The organism is Enterobacter sp. 4974935 (assembly GCF_058661735.1).
The window spans coordinates 1,148,236-1,171,014 of the sequence record NZ_JBZWGT010000003.1; the positions used below are offsets into that span (position 1 = coordinate 1,148,236).

The window sequence follows — 22,779 nt, forward strand, 5'->3', positions numbered from 1 at the left end:
GTAAAGTTATTATGTGACGAAGATCGATAATCCATGGGCAGTCACCTTCTGGTCGTTGTTGTTATCACGCCTTGAATTTACAGTGTCCCAAAGATTTATTCTGACTTTAGCGGAGCAGTAGAAGAATGACAAAGTATGCTTTGGTAGGTGATGTAGGCGGCACCAACGCGCGCCTTGCCCTGTGCGATGTAAACAGCGGTGAAATTTCTCAGGCGAAAACCTATTCAGGGCTGGATTACCCAAGCCTGGAAGCGGTAGTTCGCGTCTATCTTGAAGAGCATAAAGTGAGCGTTGAAGACGGTTGTATCGCCATCGCCTGTCCGATCACCGGCGACTGGGTGGCGATGACCAACCACACGTGGGCCTTTTCAATTGCCGAAATGCGGAAAAACCTCGGCTTCTCGCACCTTGAAATTATCAACGATTTCACTGCGGTTTCCATGGCTATCCCAATGCTTAAACCTGAGCATCTGATTCAGTTCGGCGGTACGGCCCCGGTTGAAGGCAAGCCCATTGCTGTTTACGGTGCCGGAACCGGTCTGGGGGTGGCGCACCTGGTTCACGTCGACAAACGCTGGGTCAGCCTGCCGGGTGAGGGCGGCCACGTGGATTTTGCGCCGAACAGCGAAGAAGAGGGCATTATTCTTGAGGAGCTACGCGCCGAGATTGGTCACGTGTCGGCCGAGCGCGTGCTTTCTGGTCCGGGTCTGGTGAACCTGTATCGGGCGATTGTAAAATCAGACGGTCGTCTGCCGGAAAATCTGCAGCCTAAAGATGTGACCGAACGCGCGCTGGCCGACAGCTGTATTGACTGCCGTCGTGCTTTGTCGTTGTTCTGCGTCATTATGGGGCGTTTCGGCGGCAACCTGGCCCTGAATCTCGGCACCTTTGGCGGGGTCTATATTGCGGGCGGGATCGTGCCGCGCTTCCTCGATTTCTTTACCGCCTCCGGTTTCCGTGGTGGCTTTGAAGACAAAGGCCGCTTCAAGAGTTACGTGCAGGACATTCCGGTTTACCTGATTGTCCACGACAATCCGGGCTTGCTTGGCTCCGGGGCGCATCTGCGTCAGGTACTTGGCCAGATCCTCTGACATCCGTCTCCCTCTCCTGCGGGAGAGGGAACGCGCTACAGGTGCATGAGCTGGCGGAACGCTTTCACTCTGCTGCGGCTTACCGGCACCTGAAAATCCAGATCCTTCAGCCGCAAAATATAGGTGTTATTAAACCAGGGTTCGATCTCGCGGATCTTGTTCAGATTGACGCAGAACGAGCGGTGGCAGCGGAAGAAGTGCGCTGCCGGGAGTTTGTTGCAAAATTCGGTGATGTTCATCGCCATTACGTAGGCCTCACGCCGCGTATAGACAAACGTCATTTTTTCGTGCGCCTCAGCATAGTAAATATCGTCGACAGGCGTGACGATGATCCGTTCGTCCTTGACCAGATTAATGGTGTCGTTTTCCCGCGCTACCGGACTGGCACTGGCGGGCAGCGACTGCTGCTGCCATGCGGCTTCCAGCTTATGCAGCATGCTGATAATACGTGACTCCTGATACGGCTTGAGAATATAGTCAAACGCCTCCAGCTCGAAGGCTTCCACGGCATGCTCTTTCCACGCGGTGACAAACACAATAAACGGCTTGTGGGCGAACTGATTGATATTTTGCGCCAGCAGAACGCCGTCCAGAGACGGAATATTAATATCGAGAAAAATCGCGTCGACCCGGTTATGCTGCAAAAATTTCAGCACGTCCAGACCATCCTCAAAACAGCCAACAATCTCCATCTGGCTGTGGGTTTTAATAAGCCAGCTCAACTCCTGCTGAGCCAGAATTTCATCTTCTACGATGATGACTTTCATCTGTTACTCCGGCCTACGGCAACAAGGATATGGGGGCATTAACGGGCGTTCGTTCGTTCGGGACATAAAAAGCAATCTCGGTGCCCGGCTCAAGGCGGTGAATGTGCAGCCCGTCACCGTACAGCAGCTTGACCCGGTGGTGTACGTTCAGCAGCCCGATTTTATTTCCCGGCATTTCGTTTGATTCGACGCGCTCGATAACTTTCGGATCGATGCCGTGTCCGGTATCGCGCACGGCGATTCGCACGCGGTTACCGCTTTCCGTCACGCTAATCGTGACCACGCCTTTTCCTTTACACGGCTGAATGCCGTGAACAATGGCGTTTTCCACCAGCGGCTGGATCAGCAGGCTTGGGATCACGCAGTTGACCTCTTCATCAATATCGTAAATGACCGTCAGCTTATCGCCAAAGCGTGCCTGCTCAATCGCGATGTAATCCTTGATTTGATACAGCTCTTTTTTGATGTCGATCTGCTCGTCGTCTTTTAACTCAATGTTGTAGCGCAGATAGCGCGACAGATTAAAAATCAGCTGCCGCGCGGTATCCGGATTAAGACGAATGGAAGAGGAGATAGCGTTCAGCGCGTTAAACAGGAAATGGGGATTGATCTTGCTTTGCAGGGCACGCAGCTCTGCCTTATTTGCCATCTCGCGCAACTGCTCCGCACGCGAAACTTCGAGTTGGGTGGAGATGATCTGCGACAGGCCAATCGCCATCTCCTGGAGCGAGGAGGTGATTTGGTGCGCATGGCAGTAGTAAATTTTCAGCGTCCCCGTGACCACGCCTTTTTCCCACAGCGGGATCACCAGCATTGAGTGGATCTCTGGCGTCCGGTGGGCTTCATCATTGTTTTTAATGATGATTTTTCCGTAGTTAATCGCCTGTCTGGTGGTCGGGCTGATGGTATCGTCGCTGTCGCGATAATTGTGCTCACCGACGCCAACATAGGCCAGCACGTGGTCAATATTGGTGATGGCAACCGCATCGGCGTGAATATCCCGGCGGATGATATCGCAAACCTGACGTAAAGATTCGGTGTTAACGTGTCGGAAAAGCGGCAGCGTTTTGTTGGCAATATCCAGTGCCAGCTTCGCCTGACGCGCGGCGCTGGCCTCTTTTTCGCCTTCCACGCTTTGCACCAGCAGCACGATAAAGCCTATACAGACGCTCCCGAGGATCATCGGAATACCGATCTTCGAGACGATATCCAGCCCCAGCGCAGTGGTCGGTGCCCAGACGACGACCAGGATCATGGTCAGCGTTTCGCAGACCATCCCCGCGATAATCCCCGCACGCCAGTGCTGTTTTTTCGGGATTTTGCGGTTAATCCAGCCGGAGAGTACCCCGGCAATAATGCTGGTGATAAAGCAGGGGACTGCCGTCACGCCGCCAATATCAATCAGGTATCGATGGGTGCCGGCGATAATGCCTGTGATAATCCCGACCCAGGGACCAAAGAGGATCCCGCCCGACATGACGGCGATGATGCGCACGTTCACCAGCGAGCCTTCTACCGGCACGCCGGACCAGGTGCTGAACAGGGCAAACATCGAAAAGATAAACGTAACGGCCAGCAGCTCTTTTGGCGAGTGGGCAGATTTATGCAACAGTTCGCGAAACAAGCGGATGCGGATAAGGAAAAAGAGACAGATCAGCATTAATGCCGCGCGGTCGAACACCGCCAGGAGCATATTGAAGATTTCGTGCACGGTCAGGCCTGGGAAAACGGGAAAAATCTATGATAGAAAACATAGGGCCAGATGACCAGCTATCCATCAGATTTATCAAATGGGGAAAAACCATAATTCTCAAAGGGGATTGCTGGCTTTTGACTGAAAGTCGCTGCTTTTTCGTTTGTGGAGAAACGTCAGGTAACGATACTGAAAACATTGTGTTAAATCGCAGCGCTTAAAACTGCCTGTTCACGCTAAGAGTTCCGCTTTTCACTGCAATCGCATTCCCGTTTTAGCGCAATATATTGTTTTGCCGTTATCCCCTCGACAGCGTCTTTTTCTTCAGGTTATTTTCTAAGCATGCCACACGGGTGGCAGCGTCGCTCGGACGGTCCGGGCGCTAACGTGACTCTGAGGAATCTATGGCTGAATTCAGTCCTGAACGCCGTTTTACGCGTATCGATCGTCTCCCCCCTTATGTTTTCAATATCACTGCTGAACTGAAAATGGCTGCGCGTCGGCGCGGTGAAGACATTATCGATTTCAGTATGGGTAACCCTGACGGCCCAACGCCGCCGCATATCGTTGAGAAACTCTGCACAGTTGCCCAGCGTCCCGATACCCATGGGTATTCAACCTCACGCGGCATTCCACGCTTGCGTCGGGCGATCTCCCGCTGGTATCAGGATCGTTATCAGGTGGATATCGATCCTGAAAGCGAAGCGATTGTGACCATTGGCTCCAAAGAGGGGCTGGCCCACCTGATGCTGGCGACGCTCGATCACGGCGATACCGTCCTGGTGCCGAATCCGAGCTACCCAATTCATATTTATGGGGCGGTGATTGCTGGCGCGCAGGTGCGTTCTGTCCCACTGGTGGAAGGCGTCGACTTCTTCAACGAGCTGGAACGGGCGATTCGTGAAAGCTATCCGAAGCCGAAAATGATGATCCTCGGTTTCCCGTCAAACCCAACGGCACAATGCGTTGAACTCGAATTCTTCGAGAAAGTGGTCGCGCTGGCTAAGCGTTACGACGTGCTGGTGGTACACGATCTCGCCTACGCCGATATCGTTTATGATGGCTGGAAAGCGCCGTCAATTATGCAGGTACCGGGTGCCCGTGATGTGGCGGTTGAGTTTTTCACCCTGTCGAAAAGCTACAACATGGCGGGCTGGCGAATTGGTTTTATGGTGGGAAACAAAACGCTGGTGAGCGCTCTGGCGCGTATTAAAAGCTACCATGACTATGGCACCTTCACGCCGTTACAGGTCGCGGCTATCGCGGCGCTGGAAGGAGATCAGCAGTGCGTGCTCAATATTGCCGCTCAGTACAAACGCCGCCGTGATGTGCTGGTAAAAGGGCTTCATGAAGCAGGCTGGATGGTGGAAATGCCTAAAGCCTCCATGTACGTCTGGGCGAAAATCCCCGAGCCGTATGCGGCGATGGGTTCTCTGGAATTTGCCAAAAAACTGCTTCAGGACGCGAAGGTTTGCGTCTCTCCAGGCATTGGCTTTGGTGACTACGGTGACACGCACGTGCGTTTCGCGCTGATTGAAAACAGCGACCGTATCCGTCAGGCAGTGCGGGGCATTAAAAGCATGTTCCGCGCGGATGGCCTGCTTGCAGCGAAGAGCGTTGCGGAACAACCCGAGTCGTAACGGACACCAAAAAAAACAGGCGCCAACGGCGCCTGTTTTTTTGACTGCATTTTCTTAACTAGATCATCAGAGCAAACGTTCCGGCCCAAACTAAAACAATAACCGAAATGCCCATAAAGAAATATTTCACGTTTCATCGCTCCGCGTATCTTCCGGTACGCATTAAAAAAACAGAGTCCAACTGAGTATAGAGAGTTGAAATCATGCGAAAGGGGAAATCGGAATTATCCCGTTACGTCGCTAACTTCAGCTCTGAATTCTGTGCTTTCCTGTCGCCAGACGGCGCTAATGTACGCCTAAATTTCAGGAGTGACAAGAGGCATTTTTTTAAATAATTTCCTACACTTACGAGTGTCGTGGAACGGCGACAGTTTGATTTCGGTACGCAATAAATGCCTGTTGAGCGACGGTCGAAAAAAGCCGTTACGCACTGCGATTACAGGTGCTTGAAAAGGTTAGTTTCTTAGCGAAACTAACCTTCGAAAGGGGTTAGATATAAAGTGAGGCTTCGCCCAGAGGGCGGGTTTTAAAGCGGCGGTGCATCCACAGATACTGCTCAGGTGCTCGCATAATCTCAAACTCAATCACCTTATTGATAAAGGTCGCGGCTTCACTCTCATCCTCAGGATAGTTCGCCATCTCCGGTGAGATATGCAGACGATAGCCTGACTTATCCGCTTTTCTGACCATGGTCACCGTTAACATCGAGGCGCCAGAAAGACGTGAAATCACAAAGGTACCGTTCGTCGTAGCGACATCTTTAACCGCAAAGAAAGGGGCAAAGCTGCTGCCTTTAGGGCCGTAGTCCTGGTCCGGGGCAAACCAGACGGCTTCACCTTTTTTCAGGGCGCCAACCATACCGCGCAGATTGTTACGGCTGATCATCGCCTTATTTGAACGCATGCGGCCCCGCGTTTGTACCCATTCCATCAGTGCGCTGTTATGCGGGCGATAGGTTGCCATCATCGGCTGACAAAGACCCATAACGCGGCCGCCCAGCTCAAGCGACATAAAATGCACACCCACAACCATCACGCCGCGTTTTTGCATCTGGGCATGTTTGAGGTTATCCAGACCTTCAACGTCAAACCATTTACGGACACGCTCGTCTGGCCAGAACCAGGCCATACCGGTTTCAAGCAGCGCCATACCGATAGATTTAAAGTTTTCAGCGATCAGCGTTTCACGCTGCTGCGCGTTGTAATGCGGAAAGCAAAGTTCAAGATTTTTTCGGGCAATGGACTCGCGACGCTTAAGAAAGTGACGCGATGCGCTGCCGAGCTTCGAACCCAGGAAGCGAATCACGGGATAAGGAAGCTGGACCAGCAGCCAAAGTACGCCAAGGCCGAACCATGTAAACCAGTAGCGCGGGTGCAGAAACGCCCGCTGAAATTTGGATTGAGACAAAATAGTGGAACCTTTGTAAAGCCTGTGAAGGTAGCGCAGACTTCGCGATACCACGTGCCATTGAGACCGTAGGACGAGGTCATGGTTGCAGGCTTTACCGTTCTTTACGACGTTGCCTGGCCATTGCTGACTTGGGTGGGCGGCTTAATGTAGCACCGTTATACATTATGAGCTATTACTCGTTTTTGCTTAAAAAAGCGGCAATTGCAAAGCGGATTGATAAATCAGGGATTATAGGGGGAAATTAAAAGTGTCCCCTGCAGGAATCGAACCTGCAACTAGCCCTTAGGAGGGGCTCGTTATATCCATTTAACTAAGGGGACGAAGCGGCAAGAGTATAGCGTTATTTACACTTCTCGTTAAGCGCATTGCCGCCTGACTGGTCAAAGAGTCACCGTTCACGCCGATTTTTCGGCAGTTTTATCCTTTTTTTCCTGAGCCTTAAGTTCGGCCTTACGCTTGTTGGACATGTCGTTACGGATTTGCGCATGGCTCAGCAGTGCAAAGATAAAGGTTCCGCCACAAATGTTGCCTGCGAGAGTAGGCAGGGCGAACGGCCAGAAAAAGTCGCTCCAGTGGAGTGTGCCGTTAAATACCAGATAAAGGATTTCAACGGTCCCGACAACAATGTGCGTGGTATCGGCGAGTGCGATAAGCCAGGTCATCAGGATAATCACCACGATTTTCGCGCTGCCCGCTGACGGGAACATCCAGACCATAGTGGCGATGATCCAGCCGGAGATAATGGCATTAGAGAACATTTCAACCGGCGTATTTTTCATTACGTCCATGCCAATCTTCACAAATGCGTCGCGGGTCGGTTCATCAAAAATTGGCATATACTCGAAGGCCCAGGCTGCAACGCCCGTACCGATCAGGTTCCCCAGCAGCACGACGCTCCACAGGCGCATCAGTAAACCAAAATTACCAAGGGTCGGATTTTGCATGACGGGCAGTACGGCAGTGACGGTGTTCTCCGTGAAAAGCTGCTGTCGCGCCATAATGACGATAATAAAGCCGAACGTGTAGCCTAAATTCTCCAGCAAAAAACCGCCCGGCACGCCTTCCAGCTGAACGTGAAATATACCTTTGGCGAGCAGAGAGGCACCCATCGACAGACCGGCTGCGATGGCCGACCACAGCAGGGCCATTGCGTCACGCTCCATCTCCTTTTCGCCATCCTGGCGAATATGCTCATGAATGGCCATGGCGCGCGACGGCAGGCGATCCTCATCGACTTCTATCTCTTCTCCCCGGTCTTTCTCCTCACTTTCAATCTCATGTTCCTCATTGTTCTCGCCAATTTTTTCTTCGTTAATATCTTTCATAACTGCTCCTTCGGGGTAATCGCTCATTTAAGCGTAGCGGCTTTTGGCGCCTTGCCCGTGGGGAAGCTCTTAAATTGCTGAAAATGGCAATAAAGGTGAGACATCTCTTTCAAAGCCAATATAAAATTGCCAGCGAAACGAATTCTTAAAGACAGGCTATGCTGAAATTAGCGTGATGACACGAGCGGGTCGTCATTGTCCTCGTAGACATCGGTAAGCGTGCTGTTACAATCACTTGCACGTTTCAGGCGGAGCCTCACAGGCTCCGTCACAGATGGCATTCAACGATAGCCATATTGAACAGGGAGAAATATATGAAGCTTCGGCTGTCGGCGCTTGCGCTGGGCGTAACGATGCTTGTGGGCTGCGCCAGCTCTGGCGAGCAAACGGGACGCTCCGATCCTCTCGAAGGATTTAACCGTTCAATGTACAACTTTAACTATAATGTGCTGGATCCATATCTGGTTCGTCCGGTTGCCGTGGCATGGCGTGACTACGTTCCGCAGCCAGCGCGTAACGGGCTGAGCAACTTTACCAGTAACCTGGAAGAGCCAGCGGTGATGGTGAACTACTTCCTCCAGGGCGACCCGTATCAGGGGATGGTGCATTTCACCCGTTTCTTCCTGAACTCTCTGCTGGGTATGGGCGGCTTAATAGATGTCGCAGGCATGGCGAACCCGAAATTACAGCGTGAACAGCCGCATCGTTTCGGCAGCACACTGGGGCATTATGGCGTAGGTTATGGGCCGTATGTGCACCTGCCATTCTACGGCAGCTTTACCGTGCGTGATGATGGCGGCGACATGGTGGATACGCTGTATCCGGTGCTGTCATGGCTCACCTGGCCGCTGTCGATTGGTAAATGGACCGTGGAAGGGATTGAAACGCGTGCGCAACTGCTGGACTCTGACGGTCTGCTGCGTCAGTCTTCCGATCCGTACATCATGGTCCGCGAGGCCTATTTCCAGAACCATGACTTTATTGCCAACGGCGGTAAGCTGAAGCCGGAAGATAATCCGAACGCGAAAGCCATCGAGAACGAATTAAAAGATATCGATTCGGAATAAATAAAAAAGGTGAGCGATGCTCACCTTTTTTAATCGTGTTGGGATTAGAACGCGTAGTTGAAGTTGGTACCAAACAGCCAGGCTTTACCTTCAGAGGTAAACTCGTAAGGGCCTTCCTGGAAGGTCACTTTCTGTCCATGCATGTACGACACGCCCGCGTCGATAGAGGCATTCTCGTTGAACGCGTAGGTTGCCCCCGCACTTACCCAGAAACGGTCCTGATCCGGAATGGAGATAGAACGCTTATCTGCCGGTACCGGACTGTCATCAAATGCCACGCCGGTACGGAACGTCCAGTTGTCATCCATATAATAGGTCGTACCAAGTGCGATACGGTAAGCATCGTGGAAGCTTTCGTCTTTATAGAACAGCGTCTGGCCGTTGCTGCCGGTGGCTTTCAGCTCCTGGAACTGGCTCCAGCTGGTATACGCGAGGCTATAGTGAATAGCCCACTGCGGCGCAACGCGGTTATAACCTGACACTTCCCACATTTCTGGCAGATGCAGTGACAGTGAACCCGGTACGGTTTGATTCGAGGTACCCCATGGAATGGTGGTGCCTGCGCCCGGTACCATACCGTTGACTGGGCTCAGGATGCCGCTTTTGTAATCGCCATCGAAGTCAATCTTCACTTCTGAGCGGTAGGTCAGACCCCAGCGGTTGTTTTTATCCAGTTCATACAGGATACCGGCGTTCCAGCCGTAACCCCACTCGTCACCTTTCAGGCTGGCAATTTTATTGCTGTTTTTCGGCAGCGCAGCAGTTTGCTCCCCGGAATAACGCTCGATTTTTGCATCAGCGTAGACAGCATCAAAGCCCAGACCAAAGCTCCAGTTATCGTTCAGACGATATGCGCCGCTCAGGTTAAGGTTCAGGGTCGTCAGGTCGGTTTTACCGCCGTATTCCCCGGCCGGGTAGTTGTTATTGAACTCCGTTGCCAGGCCATAGTTAGAGGTGACAGAGGCACCCCAACCAAACTGTTCATTGATTGGCGCAACAAAGTGCAGGTTAGGCACCCACGCCGTTGGTGCAATGTTATCCGCCTTCAGATCTGCGCCGGTATACTGAGATTTGCCAGAAATGTTGACATCAGGATCGATGTAAACCGCACCGGCAGAGAAGGTAGGGCGATCAAACATCATGATAAGCGCCGGGTTACGGCTTGCGTTGCCTGCGTCATCGGCAATCGCACCTTCCCCGGAATACGCACGGCCAAGGCCAGAGGAAGAAAATTCGTTTAACTGGAAGCCCGCTGACCAGGCGGACGTTGAGACGATTGCCACTGCAACTGCTAAAGCAGTTTGTTTGAACAGGGTTTTCTGGCTCATGACCATAACCTCATTGAGTTATTTTTATTCAATAATTGTTACATACCGTAACAGGAGCGCGAAGTGTAGGGTCTGAGGTATGACATACAAATCAGACCAGTGGCGAGAGTATAGGTCTGACCAGCTGGGATGTTGCAAGTTTGTTTATTAATATTTTCAAACATGTTTCATGAAACGAGATCTGGTTGGCAAAATTGTGACCAGTACGATTCATCCGAAAAGGTGAATTTTGTTTTAGATCATTTTTTAGTGTGATATTGCTCACTTATCCGGTTTTGCGCCATTAACGGCTGGAGGGGGCTCGTCCGGGGGCGTAAAATAGTCGCATCGTGTTTATCTCGCGCGCTGCGCGAATACAGAGGAAATTGAGCTATGAGTAAATGCAGTGCTGATGAAACCCCGGTTTGCTGCTGTATGGATGTTGGCACCATTATGGACAACACCGATTGCACCGCCTCTTACAGCCGCGTATTCCCTAACCGCGCTGAAGCGGAAGAGACGCTGGCCGCGCTGAGCAAGCGTGCGCGTGAAGTCGAATCCGATCCATGTGAAATCAAATCTACCTTCACGGAAGTGGAAGGCGGCGTACAGCTGGATATCGACTTTGTGTTCGCCTGCGAGGCAGAAACGCTGATCTTCCAGCTGGGCCTGCGTTAATTCCTGCGGTCTGGTGCCCTCACCCCAACCCTCTCCCACGGGAGAGGGCGCAAACACTAAAAACGGTAACCCACGGGTTACCGTTTTGCTTTTACCCTGGGCATTTTCTTTTTCTTCTCTGTGCCTTAGCTCGCAATTTTTCGCTTCCCCGATTGGCTCAATGTAAAAAAATAGTTAAGACTATTATCAGGTCAGACCACTTAACGTGCGCGCAAAATTTTTTTACAGGGGAGTGTTATGAGTCAGGCATTACCGCTTATCACCCGACACGGTGACCGCATTGCCATTGTCAGCGGGTTACGTACGCCGTTTGCACGTCAGGCAACCGCGTTTCACGGTATACCGGCTGTCGATCTGGGAAAAATGGTGGTGGGGGAGATGCTGGCTCGCAGCGAGATCCCGCCAGAGGTTATTGAGCAACTGGTTTTCGGCCAGGTGGTACAGATGCCGGAAGCACCCAATATCGCGCGTGAAATCGTGCTGGGTACCGGCATGAATGTTCATACCGACGCCTACAGCGTCAGCCGCGCCTGCGCTACCAGTTTCCAGGCGGTGGCGAACGTGGCGGAAAGCCTGATGGCGGGGACCATTCGCGCGGGGATCGCCGGCGGCGCTGATTCCTCCTCCGTGCTGCCCATCGGCGTCAGCAAACAGCTGGCCCGCATCCTCGTGGATGTCAACAAAGCTCGCACTACCGGTGCAAAGCTTAAACTCTTCTCGCGTTTACGCCTGCGCGACCTCATGCCCGTGCCACCTGCCGTTGCTGAATACTCCACCGGCCTGCGCATGGGCGATACAGCCGAGCAGATGGCAAAAACCTATGGTATTACCCGCGAACAGCAGGATGCGCTGGCGCATCGCTCGCATCAGCTGGCAGCGAAAGCCTGGTCGGAGGGCAAACTGACCAACGAAGTGATGACCGCCTATGTACCGCCTTACCGGGAACCGCTCGCGGAAGATAACAACATTCGCGGCACCTCAACCCTGGCAGATTACGCAAAACTGCGCCCGGCCTTTGACCGTAAACATGGCACCGTTACGGCGGCCAACAGTACGCCGCTGACGGACGGTGCCGCCGCCGTGATCCTGATGACGGAATCCCGGGCGAAAGAGCTGGGCATCACACCGCTGGGCTATTTGCGCAGCTACGCCTTTACCGCCATCGATGTCTGGCAGGACATGCTGCTCGGACCGGCCTGGTCCACGCCGCTGGCGCTGGAGCGCGCGGGGCTAACGCTCTCCGATCTCACGCTAATTGATATGCACGAAGCCTTTGCCGCACAAACGCTGGCAAACGTGCAGCTTATGGCGAGCGAACGTTTTGCCCGTGACGTGCTGGGCCGCGCGCATGCCACAGGCGAAGTGGATCAAAGTAAATTCAATGTGCTGGGCGGCTCTATTGCCTACGGTCATCCGTTTGCAGCGACCGGGGCGAGAATGATTACCCAGACGTTGCACGAACTGCGTCGCCGTGGCGGCGGCTTTGGTCTCGTCACCGCCTGTGCGGCGGGTGGCCTGGGCGCAGCAATGGTTCTGGAGGCTGAATAATGGAAACGACATCTGCATTTAACCTTGCTGTTCGCCTTGATAACGTGGCCGTTATCACCATTGATGTGCCCGACGAAAAAATGAATACCCTGAAGGCGGAGTTCGGCGTTCAGGTGCGTGCGATGCTCAGACAGATCCGCGAAAACAAAGCGATACGTGGCCTGGTATTTATCTCGGCAAAGCCGGATAACTTTATTGCCGGGGCCGATATCAACATGATTGCCCGGGCGACAAGCGCTCAGGAAGCAGAAGATCTGGCGCGTCAGGGGCAGCAGGTGATGGCGGAGATCCATGCGCTGTCGATACCCGTTGTCGCTGCGATCCACGGGGCTTGCCTGGGCGGCGGGCTTGAGCTGGCGCTGGCCTGCCACAGTCGCATCTGTACCGACGATGCGAAAACCGTACTCGGACTGCCTGAAGTACAGCTTGGATTGCTTCCCGGTTCAGGTGGCACGCAGCGCTTGCCGCGGCTGGTGGGCGTCAGTACGGCGCTGGAGATGATTTTAACCGGTAAACAGCTGCGCGCCCGTCAGGCGTTAAAGGCGGGTCTGGTTGATGAGGTCGTTCCGCACGCAATCTTGCTTGAGGCTGCCGTTGAGCGGGCGCTGAAAGGTCGTCAGGCGAAACGCCCCCTGCCGGTGCGTGAGCGTATCCTCGCCGGGCCGCTGGGGCGCACGCTGCTGTTTAATATGGTGGGTAAAAAAACCGAGCAAAAAACCAGAGGGAATTATCCGGCAGCGACGCGCATTCTGAAGGTGATTGAAACCGGTTTATCCCAGGGCAGCAGCAGCGGTTATGCCGCGGAAGCGAAAGCGTTTGGCGAGCTGGCGATGACGCCGCAGTCGCAGGCGCTGCGCGGCATTTTCTTTGCCAGCACGGAGGTTAAAAAAGATCCGGGCAGTGAAGCTGAACCGGCTCCGCTGCGCGCCGTTGGGGTTCTGGGTGGTGGGCTGATGGGCGGCGGCATCGCGTTTGTCACCGCCAGCAAAGGCAAATTGCCCGTACGTATCAAAGATATCAATCCTCAGGGCATCAACCACGCGTTGCAGTACAGCTGGCAGAACCTTGATCGCAAAGTGAAACGCCGCCATATCAAGGCCAGCGATCGCGATAAAACCCTCGCGATGATCACTGGCGCCACCGACTACAGTGGGTTTGCACACCGCGATCTGGTGATTGAAGCCGTGTTCGAAGATCTGGCCCTTAAGCAGCAGATGGTAGCGGACGTTGAACAGCATTGCGCGCCGCACACCATTTTCGCGTCAAACACCTCGTCTTTGCCGATCGGCGACATCGCGGCGAAAGCCATGCGCCCGGAGCAGGTGATAGGGCTGCACTATTTCAGTCCTGTCGAAAAAATGCCGCTGGTGGAGGTTATCCCTCATGCCACAACCAGCCCGCAAACTATTGCCACCGTGGTGAAGCTGGCGAAAAAACAGGGCAAAACTCCTGTTGTGGTCGCGGACAAAGCCGGCTTCTACGTCAACCGCATTCTGGCGCCGTATATTAACGAAGCGATGCGGTTGCTGACGGAAGGGGAGAAAATTGAGCACGTCGATGACGCCCTGGTGAAGTTTGGTTTCCCCGTCGGCCCAATCCAACTTTTGGATGAGGTAGGAATTGATACGGGGACTAAAATTATCCCTGTGCTGGAAGCGGCTTATGGCGATCGTTTTGCGCCGCCTGCAAACTTTGTTTCCGCAATTTTGAAGGACGATCGCAAAGGCAGAAAAAATGAACGCGGTTTCTATCTTTACGCCGCGAAAGGGCGTAAAAGCAAGAAACAGGTCGACCCTTCGGTTTATGCGCTTATTCCTGTCACGGGTCAGGGAAAATTGTCGGCGGTTCAGTGTGCTGAGCGCTGCGTGATGATGATGCTCAATGAAGCGGCGCGCTGCTTTGGTGAGCAGGTGATCAAAAGCGCGCGCGACGGCGACATCGGTGCCGTGTTTGGTATCGGTTTTCCGCCATTCCTTGGCGGCCCGTTCCGGTATATGGATACCCTCGGGGCGGGTGAAGTGGTTGCGATCCTGCAACGTCTGGCCTCGCAATACGGTCCACGGTTTACACCTTGTGACGAATTATTGCAGATGGCGGAACGGGGTCAGACATTCTGGCCCGCAAGGGAAACTGATTGCGTAAACTGAAGTCAAAGAAGGGTAAATCCTGAGGTGATGGAACCTGTTTTGGCGAAATTGTAAACAGAGATTGACTATACTTACGCCATTGAGGTAAAAAACAGCGTTTCATTCACCGAATGGATCAGGCACAATGCCCGGCCATCGGGTTTTCTACCTCAGAGCATTAATCGCGGGTAGTTAACGCCGGTGATTCTGGTTAACAAAAGCGGTGCAATATGCAAGTTTTTATCATGCGTCACGGCGACGCGGCACTCGATGCCGCCAGTGACTCAGTACGTCCTTTAACCGTCTGTGGCTGCGACGAATCCCGTCAGATGGCGACATGGCTTAAAGGTCAAAAAGTGGACATTGAACGCGTTCTGGTGAGTCCGTTCCTGCGGGCAGAACAGACGCTGGATGTGGTAGGAGAGTGTATGAACCTGCCATCCAGTGTGGATGTTCTCCCTGAACTCACGCCGTGTGGCGATGTTGGCCTTGTCAGTGCTTACCTTCAGGCGCTGTGCAACGAAGGTGTCGCTTCCGCACTGGTCATTTCCCACCTGCCGCTGGTCGGCTATCTGGTATCTGAGCTGTGCCCGGGCGAAACGCCACCAATGTTCACAACGTCCGCCATTGCCAACGTCACCCTCGACGAAACCGGCAAAGGGGTCTTTAACTGGCAAATGAGTCCGTGCAACCTGAAGATGGCTAAAGCTATCTGACGTGACGTGCGATATGGCGGGGTGCCGCGTGCCTCCCGCCATCCTGTCAGGGCAACTCTGGCGGCTGCCACTCCTCAACCTCAATCAACACCAGCAATGCGGCATCTCCGCCGTACTCTTTTGGTGCCTGATGAAAAGCCATTACGTGCGGATGCTGAGCCAGCCACAGCGGCGTCTGTTGTTTGAGAATATGTTTGCCGTGACCGTGCATCACGCAGGCGCAAAAAACATGCTCGCGTCGGCACGCCGCGATCAACGCCCCCAGCTCCTGCTTCGCCTGCATCTGGGTCAACCCGTGCAGATCGAGGAACAGCTCCGGCGAGTAATCTCCCCGGCGTAATTTTTTCAGTTCAAAATGGCTAACGTCTTCGCGCACGTATTTCACCGCGCCCTGCGTATTTAGCAGCGGCTGAAACTCATCTGAAAAATAGTGGCTGTTATCGGCCTGCTCCTGGAGCAGACGTTTGACCGGAACCTCGCTGATTTTTTTACGCTGCGGGCGATGGACAATGGTGTCGTGCGTGATTTTACGCGTCCCGGTCATCAGCTGGCGGAAGAGAGCCTGATCCTCCTCGCTGAGCGATGTTTTCTTTTTCATTCGTCATTCTCATCTCGTATTTCCGATAGTGTACCCGACTAAACGCATTTTTTAACCTCAAGCGACACGCGTCATTGCTGATTTATCGCCGTCTTCATGGCAAACTAGCCGCCGAAAATTATGCGAGCATGCCCTGGAGGAAAGAGTGGATAAAATTTTTGTCGATGAAGCAGTAAACGAGCTGCATACCATACAGGACATGTTGCGCTGGTCGGTTAGCCGCTTCAGCGCCGCCAATATCTGGTACGGACACGGCACCGATAACCCGTGGGATGAGGCCGTCCAGCTGGTGCTGCCGTCACTCTACCTGCCGCTGGATATTCCGGAAGACATGCGCACCGCGCGCCTGACCTCCAGTGAAAAACACCGCATCGTTGAGCGCGTGATCCGTCGCGTGAACGAGCGTATTCCGGTGGCTTACCTGACCAACAAAGCCTGGTTCTGCGGCCATGAGTTCTATGTTGATGAGCGTGTGCTGGTGCCGCGTTCGCCGATTGGCGAGCTGATCAACAACCACTTTGACGGCCTGATTAACCATCAGCCGCAGCACATACTTGATATGTGCACCGGCAGCGGCTGCATCGCGATTGCCTGCGCGTACGCCTTCCCGGAAGCGGAAGTGGACGCCGTCGATATCTCCACCGACGCGCTGGCCGTCACCGAACACAACATTGAAGAGCACGGCTTGATCCATCACGTCACGCCTATCCGCTCTGACCTGTTCCGCGACCTGCCGACGCTGCAATACGACCTGATCGTCACCAATCCACCGTACGTGGATGCCGAAGACATGTCCGATCTGCCGAACGAGTACCGTCACGAGCCGGAGCTGGGCCTGGCGTCAGGCTCTGACGGGCTGAAGCTGACCCGCCGCATCCTGGCCTGCGCGCCGGATTATCTGACCGACGATGGCGTTCTGATTTGTGAAGTGGGTAACAGCATGGTACATCTGATAGAGCAGTACCCGGATGTGCCGTTCACCTGGCTTGAGTTCGACAACGGCGGTGACGGCGTCTTTATGCTGACCAAAACGCAACTGCTTGATGCACGCGAATACTTCAGCATTTACAAAGATTAATCCAGCGGGCTTCGGCCCGTTTCACAACGCTCAAACACAAACAACAACATCGGAGCCGTGATGGCAGGAAACAGTATTGGACAGGTATTCCGTGTGACCACCTTTGGCGAGTCGCACGGTCTGGCACTGGGTTGTATCGTTGATGGCGTCCCGCCAGGCATCGAACTGACCGAAGCCGATTTACAGCATGACCTTGACCGCCGTCGTCCGGGTACCTCTCGCTACACCACGCAGCGTCGCGAGCCGGACCAGGTCAAAATTCTCTCCGGCGTTTTTGAAGGCCGTACCACCGGGACCAGCATTGGTCTGCTGATTGAAAACACCGATCAGCGCTCCCAGGACTACGGCGCGATTAAAGACGTCTTCCGTCCGGGCCACGCCGACTATACCTACGAACAAAAATATGGCTTTCGCGACTATCGCGGCGGTGGACGTTCTTCCGCGCGTGAAACCGCGATGCGCGTGGCGGCAGGTGCGATTGCCAAAAAATATCTCCAGCAGAAATTCGGCATCGTTATCCGCGGCTGTCTGACCCAGATGGGCGACATTCCGCTGGCAATCAAAGACTGGGATCAGGTAGAACTTAACCCGTTCTTCTGCGCCGATGCCGACAAGCTGGACGCGCTGGACGAGCTGATGCGTGGCCTGAAAAAAGAGGGCGACTCCATTGGTGCGAAAGTCACCGTGGTGGCCGACGGTGTGCCGGCTGGCTGGGGCGAGCCGGTATTTGACCGCCTCGACGCTGACATCGCCCACGCGCTGATGAGCATCAACGCGGTGAAAGGCGTTGAAATCGGCGACGGTTTTGACGTGGTTAAGCTTCGCGGCAGCCAGAACCGCGACGAAATCACGAAGGCGGGTTTCCAGAGCAACCATGCGGGCGGCATTCTGGGCGGCATCAGCAGCGGGCAGCAAATTATTGCCAATATCGCGCTGAAGCCAACGTCCAGCATTACCGTGCCGGGCCACACGATTAACCGCTCAGGCGATGAAGTAGAGATGATCACCAAAGGGCGGCACGATCCATGCGTGGGGATCCGCGCGGTACCGATCGCAGAAGCGATGCTGGCGATCGTGCTGATGGATCACTTCCTGCGCCAGCGCGCGCAGAATGCGGATGTGTCGACCACCATTCCACGCTGGTAACTATGAAAAAAACCGCAATCGCTCTGCTGGCGCTGCTGGCCAGTGGAGCAAGCCTGGCCGCCACGCCGTGGCAGAAAATCACCCACCCGGTAGCGGGAAGCGCGCAGTCCATTGGCGCTTTCTCCAACGGGTGTATCGTCGGCGCGCAGGAACTTCCGCTGCAGTCGGACACCTATCAGGTGATGCGCACCGACCAGCGCCGTTACTTCGGCCATCCTGACCTGGTGCTGTTTATTCAGCGTCTTGGCAACCAGGTGCATAACCTGGGGCTGGGGACGATGCTGATTGGCGATATGGGGATGCCTGCAGGTGGTCGCTTCAACGGCGGTCACGCCAGCCACCAGACCGGACTGGATGTGGACATCTTCCTGCAACTGCCGAAAACGCGCTGGAGCTCAGCGCAGCTGCTGAAACCGCAGGCGCTGGATCTGGTCTCGGCCGACGGTAAACGGGTCGTGGCCTCGCGCTGGTCGCCGGAAATTTCCAGCATGATTAAGCTGGCGGCAGAGGATAACGACGTCACACGGATCTTTGTTAACCCGGCCATAAAGCAGCAGCTTTGCCTGGATGCGGGAACGGATCGCGACTGGCTGCGTAAAGTGCGCCCATGGTTCCAGCACCGGGCGCATATGCATGTTCGCCTGCGCTGCCCGGCGAACAGCCTGGAATGTGAAGATCAGCCGCTGCCACCGCCTGGCGATGGTTGTGGTTACGAACTGCAAAGCTGGTTTGAACCGGCCAAGCCTGGAACCTCTAAGCCTGAGAAGAAGACACCGCCTCCGTTGCCGCCTTCCTGCCAGGCGCTACTGGATGAGCATGTACTTTAATGGATAATTTCGTCGATCTGTTTATGGTGTCACCGCTGCTGCTGGCGGTGCTCTTTTTTGTTGCGATGTTAGCCGGATTTATCGATGCCCTGGCGGGCGGTGGCGGGTTGCTCACCGTTCCGGCGCTGCTGGCGGCAGGCATGAGCCCTGCCCAGGCGCTTGCCACCAACAAACTCCAGGCATGCGGCGGTTCGCTCTCCTCATCGCTCTACTTTGTTCGGCGCAAAGTGGTGAATCTCGCCGATCAGAAGCTCAATATCCTGATGACGTTTATTGGCTCGACGGCGGGCGCGCTGCTGGTCCAGCACGTACAGTCCGACATTCTGCGCCAGATCCTGCCGATTCTGGTTATCTGTATTGGCCTCTATTTCTTACTGATGCCAAAGCTCGGCGAGGAAGACCGGGCGCGGCGACTGCACGGCCTGCCGTTTGCGCTGATTGCCGGTGGCTGCGTCGGTTTTTACGACGGCTTCTTTGGTCCGGGAGCAGGCTCGTTTTACGCGCTGGCATTCGTGACGCTGGCCGGGTTCAACCTCGCCAAATCCACCGCCCACGCCAAAGTCCTCAACGCAACCTCCAACGTTGGCGGTCTGCTGCTGTTTATCATTGGCGGCAAGGTTATCTGGGCTACCGGATTTGTGATGATGGCGGGGCAGTTTTTGGGCGCGCGCGCAGGCTCGCGTCTGGTATTAAGCAAAGGGCAAAAGCTGATCCGCCCGATGATTGTTGTCGTCTCGGCGGTGATGAGCGCCAAACTTCTTTATGACAGCCATGGACAGGAGATCCTCACCTGGTTGGGGATGAACTAATGAACAGTACGCATAAATACGAACAGCTGATTGAGATCTTCGACAGCTGTTTTGCTGATGATTTTAATACCCGTCTGATTAAAGGCGACGACGAACCGATCTATCTTCCTGCTGATGACCAGGTTCCATACAACCGCATCGTCTTTGCCCACGGCTTTTACGCCAGCGGTTTGCACGAGATTTCGCACTGGTGCATCGCGGGGAAAGCGCGTCGCGAGCTGGTGGACTTTGGTTACTGGTACTGCCCGGACGGGCGCGACGCCGCCACCCAGGGGCAGTTCGAAGATGTGGAGGTGAAACCGCAGGCGCTGGAGTGGCTGTTCTGCGTGGCGGCGGGTTTCCCGTTCAACGTCAGCTGTGACAACCTTGAAGGCGACTTCGAGCCAGACCGTATCGTCTTCCAGCGCCGCGTGCATGCGCAGGTGATGGAATATCTTGAGAAAGGCATCCCGGAACGTCCGGCACGCCTGATCGAGGCTTTACAAAATTATTACCATACGCCGGAGATCACGGCGGAATGCTTCCCGTGGCCGGAAGATTTATAACAGAGGAAAGAAGATGATCGCAGAATTTGAATCACGCATTCTGGCGTTAATTGATGACATGGTGGAACACGCCAGCGATGATGAGCTGTTCGCCAGCGGTTATCTGCGTGGTCACCTGACGCTGGCGGTAGCCGCGCTGGAAGCAGGGGACGATCACTCTGCCGACGCCGTTCACGCGGAAGTTACTCGCAGCCTTGAAAAAGCCATTCTGGCCGGGGAACTGTCTCCACGCGACCAGTCTTTAGTGCTGGGCATGTGGGACAATTTGTTCCAGCAGGCTAAACGCTAAGTTGCCGCCTTCTCTTCCCTCTCCCTTTTGGGGAGAGGGCCAGGGTGAGGGCACCAGACCGCACCCTACTTAACCCTTTTCCCCTTCAGCAATTTCCGCACCCATAGTCGGTTCGGATTAAGCCCCGCGAGCGTAACCCTGTCCAGCGGAACCGGCTCATCGCTCATTTGCGCGGCTAGCACTTCAGCCAGCAATGGCGCAGAGCATAATCCCCGCGAGCCTAAGCCACCCAACATAAACAGTTCCGGATAAACGGGCGCACTTACCGCCGTTTCTTTGTTGTCTGCAAGATCCTGATAGACTTCAAGCGTGGCGTCATAGTCCGGCACGTTTCCCGCCATCGGCAGGTGATCGCGGGTCGCGCAGCGTACGCCGCAGCGCGCCTGACCCTCACTGACATCAACCTCTTTCGCCCACGACGCATTCGGGAAACAGTCGAGCAGGCGCTGGCGGTTTTGCTGCTGATCCGCTTCGCTGTATTGCATATCTGTTTCACCGCGATGATAGCTGGCACCGATGCAGTGATGGCCGTTGGACGGATTTTGCGGCGTCGCGTAGCCGTCGTAACACAGCACCTGACGCAGTTTGCTCAGTTCGGGCGCGGTCGGGATATGGCTCACCTGGCCGCCGACTGGATAAACCGGCAATGACGCTGTCTGGGTAAACTGAGTGATGTGATGTCCGTTGGCCAGCACAACGCTGGCATGCTGCGACGCTTTGCCGTCAGCAAAACGCAGTTCCCAGTGGGCTGTGCGAATAAGCGATTCAACCTTGTGGGCATAATGCACTGTCAACCCACGCGACTGCCCGAGGGCTATCGCCGCAGAAGTCAGTTCAGCCGGACACAGCCAGCCGCCGAGTGGATACTGAATACCCCCGCAGCCGGTGTCGACGCCAGCGGTCTCAGCAACCTGCTGTGCCGTCACTGCATGGGCGATGGCCTCCGGCAGACCCAGCGACAGCATTTGTGTGATTTTCTGCTGGCTCTTCTCGTCCCAGCCGAGCTGCGTCACGCCGCACCAGTTGTGGTCGAACGCAACCGGCAGGCTATCGTAAAGGCGACGAGCAAACGTAAACGCAGCCGGGAAGAACTGGAACAGTGCTGGATCGTGTGAACTTAATAAGGGATAAAGCGCGCCCTGACGGTTGCCTGATGCACCCATCGCCGGTGCCTCGTCAGCGCAGTAGAGCGTCACCTGCCAGCCACGGTGCAGCAGCGCCAGTGAGAGCAGGGCGCTGGCAATACCTCCGCCCACAATGGCGACCTCACGCGACGCACTGGGGCGGCGAGCAAACCAGGGTGCCTGTGCCGGGATCGCCAGATCGTGTTCCATCACCCCCACCAGCATGTCGCGTTTGCGGCCAAAGCCTTTGGTTTTCCGCATGGTAAACCCCGCCTCCTGCAACCCACGGCGGACAAAGCCCGCCGAGGTGAAGGTGGCAAGCGTCGCGCCCGGGCGTGCCAGACGTGCCATTGCGCTGAACAGGTGCGGACTCCACATGTCAGGGTTTTTGGCGGGCGCAAAACCGTCCAGGAACCAGGCGTCCACTTTCTGATGCATTGAGTCATCGAGCTTATCGGTCAGGTCGTTAATGTCGCCAAGCCACAGGTCGAGCGTGACGCGTCCGTCGTCCAGAATCAGACGATGACAGCCGCCGATAGCCGGTGGCCACTGGGCCTGAAGCTGTTCCGCCCAGTGGGCAAGCTCCGGCCAGCGCTGATGGGCAAGCCGCAGATCGTGTGCGGTAAGCGGAAATTTTTCGAAACTGATGAAATGTAATCTTTGTAAGGTAGCCTCGGGGTGTGCAGCGCGAAACTGGTCGAAGGCCTGCCAGAGGGTCAAAAAATTCAGCCCGGTGCCGAAACCGCTCTCCGCGACGACAAACAGGCTGCGCGGATGCTCAGGGAAGCGGGTGCTGAGATGATTTCCTTCGAGGAAGACATAGCGCGTCTCTTCCAGTCCGTTATCATTAGAAAAGTAGACGTCATCAAAATCTCGGGAAACAGGTGTACCCTCAGCGTTGAATTCGAGGTTGGCAGGTTGTATGGCGTTTTGTTTCACGTAAGTTACTCGTCCGACAGGCAGTGGCACGATCTTAGCGATGTGAGCCCATCGGT

Annotated in this window: 21 protein-coding genes and 1 tRNA gene; 13 read left to right on the top strand and 9 right to left on the bottom strand. The window is 54.9% G+C overall.

Annotated features, from left to right (window positions below):
- Nucleotides 1-125 precede the first annotated feature (125 nt).
- On the top strand, nt 126-1,091 hold the full coding sequence (glk, locus tag AC4OVS_RS06710) for a glucokinase (protein WP_022648928.1): 966 nt from the start codon (nt 126-128) through the stop codon (nt 1,089-1,091).
- Nucleotides 1,092-1,126: 35 nt separating this feature from the next.
- On the opposite strand, the gene AC4OVS_RS06715 is transcribed toward glk, so the two are convergent.
- Together AC4OVS_RS06715 and AC4OVS_RS06720 are read right to left on the bottom strand one after the other, a co-directional pair.
- Nucleotides 1,127-1,858: a LytR/AlgR family response regulator transcription factor gene (locus tag AC4OVS_RS06715; RefSeq protein ID WP_032622329.1), complete on the bottom strand. Its 732-nt coding sequence runs from the start codon at nt 1,856-1,858 to the stop codon at nt 1,127-1,129.
- A gap of 13 nt (nt 1,859-1,871) precedes the next feature.
- Entirely contained in the window at nt 1,872-3,569 is a 1,698-nt protein-coding gene (locus tag AC4OVS_RS06720; protein WP_022648926.1) for a sensor histidine kinase, read from the bottom strand.
- 386 nt (nt 3,570-3,955) lie between these two features.
- Here AC4OVS_RS06720 and alaC point away from each other — a divergent pair, with 386 nt between their 5' ends.
- Nucleotides 3,956-5,191 (top strand): alanine transaminase, encoded by a 1,236-nt coding sequence (alaC, locus tag AC4OVS_RS06725; RefSeq protein ID WP_228338499.1) that lies wholly within the window; start codon nt 3,956-3,958, stop codon nt 5,189-5,191.
- Nucleotides 5,192-5,249: 58 nt separating this feature from the next.
- Here alaC and ypdK read toward each other — a convergent pair whose 3' ends face one another.
- The 4 genes from ypdK to AC4OVS_RS06745 form a co-directional block, all read right to left on the bottom strand.
- Nucleotides 5,250-5,321, bottom strand: a complete 72-nt coding sequence (gene ypdK, locus AC4OVS_RS06730) for a membrane protein YpdK (protein ID WP_099458937.1) — start codon at nt 5,319-5,321, stop codon at nt 5,250-5,252.
- 359 nt (nt 5,322-5,680) lie between these two features.
- Nucleotides 5,681-6,601, bottom strand: a complete 921-nt coding sequence (gene lpxP, locus AC4OVS_RS06735) for a kdo(2)-lipid IV(A) palmitoleoyltransferase (protein WP_168713920.1) — start codon at nt 6,599-6,601, stop codon at nt 5,681-5,683.
- Nucleotides 6,602-6,849: 248 nt separating this feature from the next.
- Nucleotides 6,850-6,921: transfer RNA gene (locus tag AC4OVS_RS06740), tRNA-Arg, on the bottom strand.
- Between the two features lie 75 nt (nt 6,922-6,996).
- Nucleotides 6,997-7,926, bottom strand: coding sequence for a formate/nitrite transporter family protein (locus AC4OVS_RS06745; RefSeq protein ID WP_022648872.1), 930 nt, complete (start codon nt 7,924-7,926; stop codon nt 6,997-6,999).
- A 314-nt stretch (nt 7,927-8,240) separates the two neighbouring features.
- Between AC4OVS_RS06745 and mlaA the strand changes: the two genes are divergently transcribed.
- Nucleotides 8,241-8,993: a phospholipid-binding lipoprotein MlaA gene (gene mlaA, locus AC4OVS_RS06750; RefSeq protein WP_022648871.1), complete on the top strand. Its 753-nt coding sequence runs from the start codon at nt 8,241-8,243 to the stop codon at nt 8,991-8,993.
- A 44-nt stretch (nt 8,994-9,037) separates the two neighbouring features.
- Here mlaA and fadL read toward each other — a convergent pair whose 3' ends face one another.
- The gene (fadL, locus tag AC4OVS_RS06755) at nt 9,038-10,321 is read right to left on the bottom strand and encodes a long-chain fatty acid transporter FadL (protein ID WP_022648870.1); all 1,284 of its coding nucleotides are present in this window, start codon (nt 10,319-10,321) and stop codon (nt 9,038-9,040) included.
- A 372-nt stretch (nt 10,322-10,693) separates the two neighbouring features.
- On the opposite strand from fadL, the gene AC4OVS_RS06760 reads away from it, so the two are divergent.
- From AC4OVS_RS06760 to sixA, 4 genes are all read left to right on the top strand, one after another.
- Nucleotides 10,694-10,978, top strand: a complete 285-nt coding sequence (locus tag AC4OVS_RS06760; protein ID WP_022648869.1) for a YfcZ/YiiS family protein — start codon at nt 10,694-10,696, stop codon at nt 10,976-10,978.
- Between the two features lie 237 nt (nt 10,979-11,215).
- The gene (gene fadI, locus AC4OVS_RS06765; protein ID WP_491922279.1) at nt 11,216-12,526 is read left to right on the top strand and encodes an acetyl-CoA C-acyltransferase FadI; all 1,311 of its coding nucleotides are present in this window, start codon (nt 11,216-11,218) and stop codon (nt 12,524-12,526) included.
- A complete protein-coding gene (gene fadJ / locus AC4OVS_RS06770; RefSeq protein WP_063146673.1) occupies nt 12,526-14,673 on the top strand; it encodes a fatty acid oxidation complex subunit alpha FadJ in 2,148 nt (715 codons plus the stop codon). Before fadI ends, fadJ begins: the two co-directional genes overlap by 1 nt.
- 209 nt (nt 14,674-14,882) lie before the next feature.
- The gene (gene sixA, locus AC4OVS_RS06775; protein WP_003861375.1) at nt 14,883-15,368 is read left to right on the top strand and encodes a phosphohistidine phosphatase SixA; all 486 of its coding nucleotides are present in this window, start codon (nt 14,883-14,885) and stop codon (nt 15,366-15,368) included.
- A gap of 46 nt (nt 15,369-15,414) precedes the next feature.
- Here the strand turns inward: sixA and smrB are convergent, their stop codons facing one another.
- Complete coding sequence (smrB, locus tag AC4OVS_RS06780; protein ID WP_022648866.1) at nt 15,415-15,966, bottom strand: endonuclease SmrB; 552 nt, start codon at nt 15,964-15,966, stop codon at nt 15,415-15,417.
- Nucleotides 15,967-16,111: 145 nt separating this feature from the next.
- On the opposite strand from smrB, the gene prmB reads away from it, so the two are divergent.
- Genes prmB through AC4OVS_RS06810 form a run of 6 tightly spaced genes read left to right on the top strand, consistent with a single transcriptional unit; the run spans nt 16,112 to nt 20,660 of the window.
- Nucleotides 16,112-17,044 (top strand): 50S ribosomal protein L3 N(5)-glutamine methyltransferase, encoded by a 933-nt coding sequence (gene prmB, locus AC4OVS_RS06785; RefSeq protein ID WP_022648865.1) that lies wholly within the window; start codon nt 16,112-16,114, stop codon nt 17,042-17,044.
- Between the two features lie 60 nt (nt 17,045-17,104).
- Nucleotides 17,105-18,190, top strand: coding sequence for a chorismate synthase (aroC, locus tag AC4OVS_RS06790; RefSeq protein WP_022648864.1), 1,086 nt, complete (start codon nt 17,105-17,107; stop codon nt 18,188-18,190).
- Between the two features lie 2 nt (nt 18,191-18,192).
- Nucleotides 18,193-19,017 carry a penicillin-insensitive murein endopeptidase gene (mepA, locus tag AC4OVS_RS06795; RefSeq protein WP_003861385.1) on the top strand — a complete coding sequence of 275 codons (825 nt, stop codon included), beginning with the start codon at nt 18,193-18,195 and terminating at the stop codon, nt 19,015-19,017.
- Nucleotides 19,017-19,826, top strand: a complete 810-nt coding sequence (locus tag AC4OVS_RS06800; protein WP_022648863.1) for a sulfite exporter TauE/SafE family protein — start codon at nt 19,017-19,019, stop codon at nt 19,824-19,826. The genes mepA and AC4OVS_RS06800 overlap by 1 nt, the downstream gene beginning before the upstream one ends.
- A complete protein-coding gene (locus AC4OVS_RS06805) occupies nt 19,826-20,371 on the top strand; it encodes an elongation factor P hydroxylase (protein WP_022648862.1) in 546 nt (181 codons plus the stop codon). Before AC4OVS_RS06800 ends, AC4OVS_RS06805 begins: the two co-directional genes overlap by 1 nt.
- A gap of 13 nt (nt 20,372-20,384) precedes the next feature.
- Complete coding sequence (locus AC4OVS_RS06810; RefSeq protein ID WP_022648861.1) at nt 20,385-20,660, top strand: YfcL family protein; 276 nt, start codon at nt 20,385-20,387, stop codon at nt 20,658-20,660.
- A gap of 65 nt (nt 20,661-20,725) precedes the next feature.
- On the opposite strand, the gene mnmC is transcribed toward AC4OVS_RS06810, so the two are convergent.
- Entirely contained in the window at nt 20,726-22,723 is a 1,998-nt protein-coding gene (mnmC, locus tag AC4OVS_RS06815; protein ID WP_491922280.1) for a bifunctional tRNA (5-methylaminomethyl-2-thiouridine)(34)-methyltransferase MnmC2/FAD-dependent 5-carboxymethylaminomethyl-2-thiouridine(34) oxidoreductase MnmC1, read from the bottom strand.
- Between the last annotated feature and the right edge of the window lie 56 nt (nt 22,724-22,779).